Source organism: Nocardiopsis akebiae (assembly GCF_018316795.1).
Lineage (GTDB): Bacteria > Actinomycetota > Actinomycetes > Streptosporangiales > Streptosporangiaceae > Nocardiopsis > Nocardiopsis dassonvillei.
The window spans coordinates 4,688,111-4,700,565 of the sequence record NZ_CP074132.1 but is presented as its reverse complement, the minus strand read 5'-3'; the positions used below and the strand labels follow the sequence as shown (position 1 = coordinate 4,700,565).

Genomic DNA, 12,455 nt, shown 5'->3' with positions numbered 1-12,455 from the left:
GGGCAGTGACCCGCGCCACACAACCCCTACGTGGGAACCGAGTCGAAACCCGTCGCCCAGTAGCGTCCGCGCCGGGACAGCTCGACCAGCGTCTCCACCACCTGTTCCGCCCCGGGGCGCGGCGCGGGCAGCTCCAGCCACCACAGGAGCACCGAGACCTGCTCTCCGACCCAGGCCCGCGCGATGACGCGCAGGTCCACCCGCGGGCTGGTCCGCTGGGTCCGCGCCCGTTCGGCGAAGATGTCGTGGGCCGCCGTGGTCCACGCCTCGACCAGGGCCCGCAGGCCGCGGCCGTCGCCCTCGCCGCGCAGGATCAGCCGGTAGACGTCGGGCTGCTCGGCCGCGTGGCGGAAGAGCTCTGCCACCGGCCGCCCGGTGAACCCGACCCCCTCCCAGTCCGCCGGGGTCATCCGCTCCCGCAGTTCGGCCAGGACGACCTCGACCACGTGGTCGTAGAGGGCCTCCTTGTCGCGGAAGTGCGTGTAGAACGTCGCCCTCCCGGTGTCGGCCGCCGCGGCGATGTGCTCCACCCTGACCCCGGCGTATCCGTGTTCGAGCACCTGGGCGACGAAGGCCGCCCGCAGTGCGGCCCGCGTGCGCAGGGTGCGTCGATCCTCGTTTGTCATGAGGCCTTTCTAGCAACGTTCACGCCGCTGGACAGATCCTGGACAGTATGTCTAGTATCTTCGCGTTCGCTCGTCGTCTCTGGAGGGTCCGTGAACCTTGGTGGCTACCTCACCCGAAGCGCGTCCTACTGGCCGCAGGCGCAGGCCCTGGTGTCCGGGGACCGGCGCTGGAGCTACCGTGATCTCGAACAGGAGGCCAACCGGCTCGCCTCCGCCCTGCTCGCCCGCGGCCTCGGCCCCGGCGCCGCGGTCGCCACCCTCGCCGGCAACCGCGGCGAACTGGTCGTCGCCGAGATGGCCCTGTGCAAGGCGGGGTGCCTGCGCGTGCCGATCAGCGCCCGTCTGGCGGCGGCCGAGGTCGAACACGTCCTGCTGGACGCGCGGGTGCGGCTGATCCTCGTCGACGCGGCCAACCTCGGGGCGGTGCGCGAGATCGTCGACAGGCGCGCGCCCGACTGCCTCGTCGTGGCCTTCGACGAGGGGGCCGACGCGCCCCTGACCTACACCGCCCTCCTCGCCGAGGGCGGTCCCGACCCGGTGGCCGTGGACCTCGACCCCCACGCGCCGGCGGTGCTGAACTTCACCTCCGGTTCCACGGGCACCCTCAAGGCGGCCGTCCAGACGGTCGAGAACCGCCTGTCCAACATGCGCAAGCTGGCGATGAACCCGCAGGGCTCGGTCGGACAGGACTCGGTCTACCTCGCCCCCGGCCCCATCACCCACGCCAGCGGCATGGGCATCCTCGGCTGCTTCTTCCGCGGCGCCGCGGTCGTGGTGCTCCCGTCCTTCGACGCCGAGGCCTACCTCGACGTCCTCGAACGCGAGGGCGTCACCCACACCTTCCTGGTGCCGGTGATGCTCAACATGGTGCTGGCCTCCCCGACCGCGGGTCGCCGGGACCTGTCCCGGCTGCGCAGCGTCACGGTCGGCGGCGCGCCGGTGAGCCCCGCGCGCCTGCGCGAAGCCGTCGAACTGTTCGGGCCCGTGGTCAACCAGGGCTACGGGCAGGGGGAGACCACGAGCGCCGTCACCTTCCTCACCTCGGAGGACGTGGTACGGGGGATCGAGTCCGACCCCGAACTGCTGCTCTCCTGCGGCCGTCCGGTCTTCGACACGGAGGTCCGTGTGGTCGACGACGGGGGAGAACCGCTGCCCGCGGGCGAGGTGGGCCAGATCGTGGCGCGGGGGCCCGACTGCGTCCGGGAGTACCACCACGCCGCGCAGGCCACGGCCGAGACCTTCCGCGACGGCTGGGTGTACACCGGCGACCTCGGCTTCCTGCGCCAGGACGGCTACCTGTTCATCGTGGACCGCCAGAAGGACATGATCATCTCCGGCGGCTACAACGTCTACTGCACCGAGGTGGAGGCCGCCCTCTACGAACACCCCGCCGTCTTCGAGGTGTGCGTGGTGGGCGCCCCGGACGAGCGGTGGGGGGAGACCGTCAAGGCGTTCGTGGTGCTCCGGCCCGGCGCCGGGGCCAGCGGGGAGGAACTGCGCGAGTTCTGCGCGACCCGGCTGTCCCGGGTCAAGCTCCCGCGCGTCGTCGAGTTCGTCCAGCAGCTCCCGCGCAACCGCAACGGCAAGATCGACCGCCGCGCCCTTCGCCAGCGCGAGTGGGCGGGCACCGAACGAAAGGTGGGGTGAGCGGGCCGTGACCTTCATGCTGCGACCGGGCTACCACGACAATCCGCGCCTCGACGCGCTGGTCACCGGGCTCCGGGACTACCTGTCCGGAGAGCTCGCCGACTACGAGGAGGAACTCGGACTGACCCCCGAGGCCGAGCTGCGCCGGTCCGTGCTGGAACCGGTGTGGCGGCGCAGCCGCGAACTCGGCTTCTACGGCGTCCACCTGCCCGAGCACCTCGGCGGGCAGGGACTGTCCCACACGGAGTTGGCGGCGCTCAAGGAGGAGGTGGGCGCCTCCGGCCGCGTGCTGGCCACGAGCGTGCTCGGCGACATGGGTGGACCGCTGCGGATCGGCGCGATCTTCGAGCACGCCACCGAGTACCAGACGGAGAAGTACCTGCTCCCGGTCGTCAGGGCCGAGCGCGCGTGCTGCTTCTCCATGACCGAGGACGACGCGGGCTCCGACGTGCGCCGTATGCGCACGACCGCGACCCCGGTCGCCGGTGGCTACCGCGTCACCGGGCACAAGGTGTTCAGCACCGGGGGCACCTTCGCGGACTTCTCGATCCTGGTCGCCCGCCTGGACTCCTCCGACGACCGGTACTGCGCGTTCTTCGTCGACCTGGACTCCCCGGGCTGCCGCGTCACACCCGGCAGGACGCCCCTGTCGGGCCAGAACATCGAGAGCGACGTCGTCCTCCAGGACTGTTTCGTCCCCTCGGAGAACCTGCTCGGCGAGGAGGGGCAGGGCCTGCGCATCGCCCTCGGCCGGGTCACGACGAACCGGCTGCTCCACTGCCCCACCGCGCTCGGCGCGGCCCGGCGGGCCATCCGGCTGGCCCTGGACTTCGCCGCCACGCGCCAGGTGTCCGGCGGACTCCTCATCGAGAAGCAGGCGATCCAGCACAAGCTCGCCGACATGGCCACGGACTTCTACGCCGCCCGTTCGATGACCTACGACGCCCTCGCCGCGCTCGACGCGGGGGAGCGGCCCCGGGTGGAGTCCTTCATGTGCAAGCTGTTCGTGGCCGAGCGCGCGTTCGCCATCGCGGACCAGGCGATGCAGATCCACGGCAAGGCCGGGATGGTGCGCGGCGCCCCGGTGGACGTGATCTGGCGGCAGCTGCGCATGTTCCGCGTGCTGACCGGCGCGTCGGAGATCCAGCGCAACGGCATCATCCGCGAACTCGTCAGAGCCGAGGGGGCCCCGGCATGACCGACGCGAAGCCACCGGAGCCGAACCTTCCCGCCGAGGACGGGCAGGACACGCGCGACGCCGAACGCGGCTTCCTGGGGACTCTGGAGCCCGCGCGCGTCACCGACGCCGCCGGACGCGTCGTCTACGACGCCGACGCCTACGCCTTCCTGGACGCACCGGCGCCCGCGACGGCGAACCCGAGCCTGTGGCGGCAGAGCCGGCTCGCGGCCGGGCATGGCCTGTTCGAGGTCACCGAGGGGATCTACCAGGTCCGCGGGTTCGACCTGGCCAACATGACCCTGGTCGAGGGCGACTCCGGCGTCATCGTGATCGACACGCTGACCTCGACCGAGACCGCGGCCGCGGCGCTGGCGCTCTACCGGTCCCACCGGGGCGACCGGCCGGTCACGGGCGTGGTCCTCACCCATCCGCACGCCGACCACTTCGGCGGTACGGGCGCCGTCCTCGCGGACGCGGCCGACGACGTCCCCGTGCTCGCGCCCGAGGGCTTCATGGAGCACGCGGTCTCCGAGAACGTCTACGCCGGACCGGCGATGGCCAGGCGGTCGGGTTTCATGTACGGCACCGCGCTGGAGGCCTCCGCCACGGGGCACCTGGGCTGCGGCCTGGGGCAGCGCCTGGCCGCCGGCACGATCGGACTGGTCGAGCCCACCGAGTCGATCACCCGGACCGGCCAGGTCCGGGTGGTCGACGGCGTGGAGATCGAGTTCCAGCTCACGCCGGGGACGGAGGCGCCGGCCGAGATGAACATGTACTTCCCCGCCCGGCGGGCGCTGTGCCTGGCCGAGAACGCCGTGCACACGATGCACAACATCATCACGCTGAGGGGCGCCCAGGTCCGCGACGCCCGGCAGTGGGCGCGCTACCTCACCGAAGCCCTCCAGCTCTTCGGCGGCCGATCCGACGTCGCCTTCGCCACCCACCACTGGCCCACCTGGGGCGCCGACCGGATCGAGGAGTTCCTGACCGGGCAGCGCGACCTCTACGCCTACCTGCACGACCAGACGGTGCGCCTGATCAACCGGGGCCTCACCCCCCGCGAGATCGCGGAGGAGCTGACGCTGCCGCCCGCCCTGGACCGGCGGTGGGCCAACCGCGGCTACTACGGATCGCTGAGCCACAACGTCAAGGGCGTCTACCAGCGCTACCTCGGCTGGTTCGACGGCAACCCCGCCCACCTGTGGGAACACCCTCCGGAGGAGGAGGCCAGGCGGTGGATCGGCCTGCTCGGCGGCGTCGACCGGGCGCTCGCGCACGCGGACGCCCTGGTCGAGGAGGGCGACCTGCGCTTCGCGGCCACCCTGCTCAACCACGCGGTCTTCGCCGAGCCCTACCACAGCGGTGCGCGGCAACGGCTGGCCGACGTCTACACCGCGCTCGGCCACGGCTGTGAGAACGCGACGTGGCGCAACTACTACCTCACCGGGGCCAGGGAGCTCCTGCACGGCCCCGGGACCGCGCGCCGCCCCGGCGGCCCGCGGCTGCTGGCGGCCCTCGACACCGGTCAGCTGCTCGACTCCCTCGCCGTGCGGGTCGACGGGCCCGCGGCCTGGGAACTCGACCTGCGCATCGACCTGCGCGTCGACGACGAGGAGGCCCTGTGGCACCTGCGCCTGGCCAACGGCGTGCTCGTGCACTTTCGCGGACCCGACCCCGACCCGCGGGCCCAGCTGACGCTCACCACGACCAGGAGACAGCTGGTCGCCGTCATGACGGGCCGCGGGTGGGAGGAGGTCGAGTACGAGGGCGACCTGCGGGTGCTCCGGGCGCTGCTCGACGTGCTGGAGGCGCCTGACCCCGCCTTCGACGTCGTGCGTCCCTGATCCGCCCGGCCCGGACCCGTGGCCGTGCCCCCGGCCCGGCCACGGGTCCGCCGTCCTCCCGCCGGTGCGGACGGTCTCCTCCCTACTGCCCGACCACCGGGTGGCCGCTGGCGATCGAGACGCGGTTGAAGGCGTTGATGAGGGTGGTGGTCCACTCCACCGCGGAGATCTGGGCGGTGGTCAGACGGGCCGCCGCGCGTGCGTTGACGGCCTGTCGGTCGACGGTCGGGTCGAGCACCGTCAACGACTCGGCCAGTTCGAGCGCGGCCCTCTGCTGATCGGTGAACAGTCCCGCTTCGCGCCAGGCGGGCAGCACGTCCAGGGCGCTCTGCTCGACACCCGCCTTGCGCGCCTTGGGGATGTGGACGCTCAGGCAGGTGGGGCACCCGTTGATCTGGGACACCCGGATGTTGACCAGTTCGATGGTGTCGTCGCCCAGGCCCGCCTGTCGTGCCGCGGTCCTGGAGGCCGCCGCGGCCTTGAGCATCGCCCGGTAGACCTCGGGGTGCTCCTTGTCGATGTAGGGGCGCTCCGCTCTCACGCGCCGCCCCCCTCGACGGTCTCCTCGACCAGGGCGAGGTCGGCCGGCCTGGGCCGACGGAACCGTCCGCCCCGGGCCGCGTACTCGTCGCCGTGCTCCCGCAGGTGCCTGGCGAAGAGCGGGCACACGGGGACGACGGTGAGCTCCCTGCGGGCGCTGTCGGCCAGCGCCTCACCGACCAGCAGCCCGGCCAGGCCCCGGCCGCCGAACTCCGGTGCGACCTCGGTGTGGAAGAAGACCCGCTCACCGGGGTCCCGGGGCGGGTCGACGAAGTCCGCGCGCCCGGCGAGGGTGCCGTCGTCCAGGCTCACGGTGTAGGCGCTGACGGCGCGTGACTCGTCCAGCGCGATGTGGACGACGGCGCCGGTTCTGTCTGTTCGCGGCTCTCTCATGGAAGGTCTCTCCGGTGGGGAAGGTGTTCGGTTCGGTCGGTGGCGGACAGGGGGCGCTCGGCCCGGGCGGGGTGGACGCGGGTCGGGCGCCCCGCCGCCGGCGCGGGGGAGTCGGGTTCTCGCCGCGGCCGGAGGGGGTTCGCAGCGCGGGTGCGCCGTCGGGGCTCAGCCCGTCGCCGCCGCGGAGGTGTTCGCGGCGTCTCGGGCGGCGAGCAGTGAGGCGTGGGTGGGCGCGTCGGGCACGTGCGCGGGCCGCCCGGCCGCGAACTCCTCGCGCAGCACCGGAACGACCTCCTCGCCGAGCAGGTCGATCTGCTCCAGGACCGTCTTCAGGGGTGTCCCGACGCCGTCGACGTTGAAGAGCTGGCGCTGGTAGTGGCCGAAGCTGTCGCGGAAGGAGAGGGTCTTGTCGATGACCTGCTGGGGACTGCCGACGGTCAGCGGGGTCTGGTCCATGTACTCCTCCAGCGACGGCCCGCCGCCCATCAGGGGGTGGTGGTCGAAGTAGGGGCGGAACTCCTTCACCGCGTCCTGGGAGTTCTTGCGCATGAACACCTGTCCGCCCAGGCCGACGATGGCCTGCTCGGCTCTGCCGTGCCCGTAGTGCTCGAAGCGGCGGCGGTAGAGCGAGATGAGCTTCTTGGTGTGCGTGGCGGGCCAGAAGATGTTGTTGTGGAAGAAGCCGTCCCCGTAGTAGGCGGCCTGCTCGGCGATCTCGGGGCTGCGGATGGAGCCGTGCCAGACGAACGGGGGCACGCCGTCCAGGGGGCGGGGGGTGGAGGTGAAGCCCTGCAGCGGGGTGCGGAACTCGCCCTCCCAGTCCACCACGTCCTCGCGCCAGAGCCGGTGGAGCAGGTTGTAGTTCTCCAGTGCCAGCGGGATGCCCTGGCGGATGTCCTGGCCGAACCAGGGGTAGACGGGGCCGGTGTTGCCGCGGCCCATCATCAGGTCCACCCGGCCCTCGGCCAGGTGCTGGAGCATGGCGAAGTCCTCGGCGATCTTGACCGGGTCGTTGGTGGTGATCAGCGTGGTGGAGGTGGACAGGACGAGCCCGTCCGTACGGGCCGCGATGTAGCCGAGCATCGTGGTGGGTGAGGAGGCCACGAACGGCGGGTTGTGGTGCTCGCCGGTGGCGAAGACGTCCAGGCCGACCTCCTCGGCCTTGAGCGCGATGGTCACCATCGCCTTGACGCGCTCGGCCTCGGTCGGCGTACGGCCGGTGGTGGGGTCGGTGGTCACGTCGCCGACGGTGAAGATCCCGAACTGCATCGCACCCGTCTCCCTGTGGTCGCTGTGCCGACTGCCGTGGCGGACACGGTCCCGGGCGTGGTCGCCCCCGTCGCGGCGTCATCGTCTTTTTGTTGATGTGTCAACCATGATAGCCCAAGAGGGGGTTGATCCATCAACGGAATCAGTGCGGTGCTCCCCGGGCTGCGCGCCGCCCGCTTAGTCCGGCTGCTTCTCCATGTGGTCCACGACGCGCTGGGAGAGCCGGGCGAACGTCCTGAGCTGGTTGGGGGACAGGGCGTCGACGAACAGGCGGCGGACGTGCTCGACGTGCAGGGGCGCGGCCTCCTCGATCGCCGCGTATCCGGCCGGGGTGGCGACGATGAACGCCCCGCGGGCGTCGTCGGGGCATTCCTCCCTGGCCACGAGCCCGCGCTTGGCCATCCGCCGGACCTGGTGGGACATCCGACTCTTCTCCCAGTTCACGAGCCTGGCCAGTTCCAGGAAGCGCATCCTGCCGTCGCTCGTCGCGGTGAGGTTGACGAGCACGAGGTAGTCGGAGGCGGACATCCCGGAGTCGGCCTGGAGGAGACGGGACAGCCGCCCGACTAGCGTCTCCTGCATGCGGATGAAGCTGTCCCAAGCGGCCTTCTCATCCGCCTCCAGCCAGCGCGGAGTCTCGTTCATGGGCGCAGTGTAACGAAGAAGTTGACACCTCATCCACTTGGGGCGAAGCGGCCGGGAGGCGGCCCTCCGTCGTGCCGGGCCCTCCGAAGGATCGGAGGGGACCCGTCGACGGGGGCCCTCACCCCGGCCCGGTCCGTCCCGTCGTCCCTCAGTCCCTCAGGAAGCGGAGGCGCCCTGCCACCGCAGGGGGTCGTCCTCCAGCGCGGAGCGGTCCCAGTTCCCGAGGTTCGCGGCGGCCTCGTAGGTGGTGCGGAGGAACTCGGCCACCGCGCGGTCGGGGTCGGGCGCGGTGCGGGCGGCCTCGTAGGGCAGCAGGAACTGCTGGAACTCGGTGCTGTAGTACGCGCCCTCGGGGCCCACCGGCTGGTCGGCGAACCCCTCGGGTGCGGGGTAGGCGTAGGAGTAGAAGGCGCCCTCCTCGCCGCCGCCGGGCCAGAACCCGCAGCTGGACAGCTCCCGGGAGTAGCCCTCGACCATGACCCAGTCCCCGCAGTTGGGCGCTCCGCCCGGGTGGGGCGGGGCCGTCCGTCCGGAGAAGCGGGTGCAGGCCAGGTCCATCGCCCCCCAGAAGAAGTGCACCGGGCTGACCTTGCCGACGAAGTGCGACCGGAACTCGCCGATCACCCGGTTCGCCTGGAGCAGCTGACGCCAGAACAGGGCGGCCGCCTCCCCGTCGTAGGAGGCGTGCTCGTGGTCCTCGGCGAAGGGGATCGCGGGCTCGACCTCGTTGGGGCTCGGCCGGATCGGCGCCTCGATCCCGAGCTGGCCGAGCATGTCCATGATCCGGGTGTAGAACTCGGCGACCGGCATCGGCCGCAGCGGGAAGCTCCGCTCGCCGCCGTCGCTGCTGCGGATCCGGAGCTGGTGGCCGACGAAGTCGAACTCGATCTCGAAGGCCCCCGTGCGGTAGGGGACGGCCGAGGTCGTCAACCCGCGCGGACTGACGTAGAGGGTCACCTGCCACCAGTGGTTGATCAGCGGTGCGTGGGCCATGCGGATCTTGCCCACGATCTGGGTCCACATGTGCAGGGTGTCGCGGGTGGGGGTCCAGTCCGAGACCCGAAGGCTCGGCCAGTTCGTCGCTGACGGGCTGGTCATCGCTCACTCACTTCCTTCCGTGCGCCAAGGGGCGGAGGCGGCCGTGCGCCGCGGACGGGTGTCCTGGCCCCCGGCCCCTCCCGGAGCGGGGCGGCCCGCGGTGCTGTCGGCCCCCGCAGCGCCCCCACGGCGGCCGACGGCCTCCCGGCGGGCGCTGCTCCGCCTCGCCTCCGGGCGCGAGACCCCCGCTGGTCGTTGATACATCATCCGGACAGTAGGTGACAAGTCAACTTGCTGGTGGGCGATTCGCGCTCGGTGCGGCGCTGGGCGCGTGGTCGAATTTGGTTGACACATCATCCAATGATGCTAATTTTGGTGATGCATCACCTAACTCGGCGGAGGCGGTCCGTCACCGGCGCGCAGGGCCGTCGCCCGTGCGGAGAGGTCGCGCCGGTCCGCGCCGACCGGCCGACGCAGCGCGGCGTCGGCGGGTCCGGGCGGAACGGGCGCGTGCGCCCGCGCGGCGACCGGCGGTGTCCCGGCCGAGCCCCCAGAGCACGAAACCCCTGAGAGGAACCCCCTGTGAGCACCAAGGCCAAGAACGGACTCCAGGCACTGCTGACGCCGGAGGAGAGCGTCCTGGTCCTGATCGACCACCAGCCGTTCCAGTTCGCCAACCTGAACAGCCACGAGCCCTCCATGGTCGTCAACAACACCGTCGGCCTCGCCAAGGCCGCCAAGGCGTTCGGCGTTCCGACCATCCTGACGACCGTGCTGGAGGAGCGCGGCGGCTACCTCATCCAGGAGCTGCAGGACGTGTTCCCGGAGCAGAAGCCGATCGACCGCACGTTCATCAACACCTGGCAGGACGAGCGCGTCGTCGACGCCGTCGAGGAGACCGGCCGGAAGAAGGTGGTCATGGCCGGTCTGTGGACGGAGATCTGCCTGGCCATGCCGGCGATCCAGGCGGCGGGCGAGGGCTTCGAGGTCTTCGCCGTCACCGACGCGTCGGGCGGTGTCTCGGCCGAGTCCCACGACATGGCCGTGCGGCGCATGGTCCAGGCCGGAGTGGCGCCGATCACCTGGCTGGCCGTGGCGGGCGAGTGGCAGCGCGACTGGGCCCGCGAGGAGACCATGCAGGGCATGGTCGACGTCCTGACCCGGCACGGCGGTGCCACCGGCATCGCCTTCGCCTGGGAGACGCAGATGCTGGCCAGCCGCGCCGCGAACGGCGCCTGAGGACACGACCGGGCGACGGGGCCGGGCCGCGGCGGGCGCGGCCCGGCCCCGACCGGTCCCGTCGCCGACGAGGACACCGCCGCTCGGCGGTGTGAACAGGCTGACACACCGACAGGAGGGGAGGACCCGTGGCGGTCCAGGTGGACGACGTGCCCCAGGCCAAGCGCTATGAGGCCCGCGTCGACGGAGAACCCGGGGTCGCGGGCGTCGCGGAGTACATCCGCACGCCGGAACTCGTCGCGTTCGTGCACACCGAGGTCGCACCGGAGTACGAGGGGAGGGGGGTCGGGTCCGCGCTGGTGCGCACCGCCCTCGACGAGGCGCGGTCCGCGAACCTGCGCGTGCTGGCGACCTGCCCCTTCTTCGCGGGCTGGATCGCCCGTCATCCCGACTACCAGGACCTGCTGTACCGGTCCCGGAGCAGGGCCAGCGACTGAACGGTCGGCCACGGCGGTCGTCGACGTCCCCCGACCGGGGATACGGCCGCGTCGTCGGGACGCCGTGCGGAACGCCTCCCTGACCGAAGCAACCGCTGACGGTCGTCCCGGGGTTTGAACACGCGTGCGCGGGAGGGCGGAGCCGCGGCTCCGCCCTCCCGCCGCGCTGCCCGGAGACGACCCGGGCCGGAGCGTGCGCTCCGGCCCGGGAAGGTGGTGGGCGATACAGGATTCGAACCTGTGACCTCTGCCGTGTCAAGGCGGTCCCGGCTCCGCAGCGACCTGCGCCGATGAGCGTCCACCCGGGTCGGAGGATGATGAGCGTCCACCCCGGTCGGAGGGTTCCGTTGAGGGATCTTCACGGCGGTTGGGAGCCGTTGGCAGACGGGTGTCTCCCACCCCGCCCGGCAGGGCGCTTCCGGTTCCGTGAAGGCCCCTCGGCCACCGGGAGAGGGCGATCGGGACGTAGTCCTCCCGCTGGCCACGCTGGGTCACCATCGCGGCTGTTCTGCTGCTCGCAGGCGTCGCCGCGGTGGCCGACCCCACGCTGTGGTCGCGGATCATCCACGCCCGGCCGGGCTTCGCGCTCATCGGTGCCCGCGAGCTGCTCGTGAGGGAGTTCCGCACGACGGCGAGGAGCTTACGCACCGCGTCCGCAGACGATGGACAGACGACGAAACCGATATTCGAAGCGAAGACCGAGGAGGCTCAGGACTCCATCGCGCCGGAGCGCCGATGGCGGTGGGCCGGAACCCGGAGCGTCAGGGCGTCCCCGCCCGCCACTGGACGTGCTGGGGAACGACGTCGTCGGCGTGCCAGCGCAGTTCGGAGTCGACGGCCACCACGCCTTCGATCTGCCGAACGCGGTGGATCAGCTTCTCGACGTCGCTGCGGTGCTCCACGTCCCCGGCGAGCCTCACCACCCCGTCCTCGACCGTGGCGGTGGGTTCCGGCAGGACCTCCCTGATCACGCCCCGCGTCTCCTCGGCGATGTCGTCGTCCTCCCGTACGAAGACCGACAGCAGGTCCCGTCTGCTGACGATCCCGAGCAGGTGTCCGTCCCCGTCGACGACCGGCAACTGTTTGACCCCGTGCCGCTCCATCAAGCGTGCGGCGAGGACCACGGACGCGTCGGAGGACACCGTGACGGCGGGGCCGGTCATCAACTCGGCCGCGTTCCTCGCCGCGGCCTTGTCACCCGCACTGCCTCCCGAACCCAGCCGGGCGCGCAACCGGGCGCGCAACGGAGGAGCGTAGTCCCCTCCTGTGAACTCCTCCTTGTGGAGCAGGTCCTCCTCCGAGACCAGGCCGAGCACACAGCCCTCCGCGTTGGTCACGGGCAGAGCGCTCACACCGTGCTTGACAAGCATCTCGGCGATCTCGCGGTAGCCGGTGTCCCCGGTGACGGAGAAGACCTCGGTCGTCATGACGTCGCTCACAGTGTGCATCGCGAACTCCCCTCGTGTACCGTCCCGTACTGCGGTCGGCACGGTCCCGTTCCCACGGGAACGCTCCTCGGGCGCTCCGGTTCCGCTCCGTCTCCCCTCCCAGCCTTCTGCGATGGCGGTCGGCGCACCAGGGTCGTGGGCCCCGGCGG

The 12,455-nt window shown here is 71.7% G+C and carries 12 protein-coding genes; 5 read left to right on the top strand and 7 right to left on the bottom strand.

Annotated features, from left to right (window positions below):
* Positions 1–26: 26 nt before the first annotated feature.
* Complete coding sequence (locus KGD83_RS20140) at positions 27–626, bottom strand: TetR/AcrR family transcriptional regulator (protein WP_212640660.1); 600 nt, start codon at positions 624–626, stop codon at positions 27–29.
* Between the two features lie 90 nt (positions 627–716).
* On the opposite strand from KGD83_RS20140, the gene KGD83_RS20135 reads away from it, so the two are divergent.
* Genes KGD83_RS20135 through KGD83_RS20125 form a run of 3 tightly spaced genes read left to right on the top strand, consistent with a single transcriptional unit; the run spans position 717 to position 5,297 of the window.
* Positions 717–2,273 (top strand): class I adenylate-forming enzyme family protein, encoded by a 1,557-nt coding sequence (locus KGD83_RS20135; RefSeq protein ID WP_212640659.1) that lies wholly within the window; start codon positions 717–719, stop codon positions 2,271–2,273.
* Positions 2,274–2,289: 16 nt separating this feature from the next.
* A complete protein-coding gene (locus KGD83_RS20130) occupies positions 2,290–3,471 on the top strand; it encodes an acyl-CoA dehydrogenase family protein (RefSeq protein ID WP_249352481.1) in 1,182 nt (393 codons plus the stop codon).
* Entirely contained in the window at positions 3,468–5,297 is a 1,830-nt protein-coding gene (locus KGD83_RS20125) for an alkyl/aryl-sulfatase (protein WP_212640657.1), read from the top strand. The genes KGD83_RS20130 and KGD83_RS20125 overlap by 4 nt, the downstream gene beginning before the upstream one ends.
* A gap of 82 nt (positions 5,298–5,379) precedes the next feature.
* Here KGD83_RS20125 and KGD83_RS20120 read toward each other — a convergent pair whose 3' ends face one another.
* The 5 genes from KGD83_RS20120 to KGD83_RS20100 all read right to left on the bottom strand — a co-directional run bounded on the left by KGD83_RS20120 (position 5,380) and on the right by KGD83_RS20100 (position 9,242).
* Positions 5,380–5,838: a carboxymuconolactone decarboxylase family protein gene (locus tag KGD83_RS20120; RefSeq protein WP_212640656.1), complete on the bottom strand. Its 459-nt coding sequence runs from the start codon at positions 5,836–5,838 to the stop codon at positions 5,380–5,382.
* Positions 5,835–6,230: a GNAT family N-acetyltransferase gene (locus KGD83_RS20115; RefSeq protein ID WP_212640655.1), complete on the bottom strand. Its 396-nt coding sequence runs from the start codon at positions 6,228–6,230 to the stop codon at positions 5,835–5,837. Before KGD83_RS20115 ends, KGD83_RS20120 begins: the two co-directional genes overlap by 4 nt.
* A gap of 165 nt (positions 6,231–6,395) precedes the next feature.
* Complete coding sequence (locus tag KGD83_RS20110; protein ID WP_212640654.1) at positions 6,396–7,499, bottom strand: LLM class flavin-dependent oxidoreductase; 1,104 nt, start codon at positions 7,497–7,499, stop codon at positions 6,396–6,398.
* Positions 7,500–7,676: 177 nt separating this feature from the next.
* Complete coding sequence (locus KGD83_RS20105) at positions 7,677–8,144, bottom strand: MarR family winged helix-turn-helix transcriptional regulator (protein WP_212640653.1); 468 nt, start codon at positions 8,142–8,144, stop codon at positions 7,677–7,679.
* 156 nt (positions 8,145–8,300) lie between these two features.
* Positions 8,301–9,242: a DUF5996 family protein gene (locus KGD83_RS20100; protein ID WP_212640652.1), complete on the bottom strand. Its 942-nt coding sequence runs from the start codon at positions 9,240–9,242 to the stop codon at positions 8,301–8,303.
* A gap of 522 nt (positions 9,243–9,764) precedes the next feature.
* On the opposite strand from KGD83_RS20100, the gene KGD83_RS20095 reads away from it, so the two are divergent.
* The gene (locus tag KGD83_RS20095; protein ID WP_212640651.1) at positions 9,765–10,421 is read left to right on the top strand and encodes a hydrolase; all 657 of its coding nucleotides are present in this window, start codon (positions 9,765–9,767) and stop codon (positions 10,419–10,421) included.
* Positions 10,422–10,549: 128 nt separating this feature from the next.
* Entirely contained in the window at positions 10,550–10,858 is a 309-nt protein-coding gene (locus tag KGD83_RS20090; RefSeq protein WP_212640650.1) for a GNAT family N-acetyltransferase, read from the top strand.
* 761 nt (positions 10,859–11,619) lie between these two features.
* Here the strand turns inward: KGD83_RS20090 and KGD83_RS20085 are convergent.
* Positions 11,620–12,306 (bottom strand): CBS domain-containing protein, encoded by a 687-nt coding sequence (locus tag KGD83_RS20085; RefSeq protein ID WP_212640649.1) that lies wholly within the window; start codon positions 12,304–12,306, stop codon positions 11,620–11,622.
* Between the last annotated feature and the right edge of the window lie 149 nt (positions 12,307–12,455).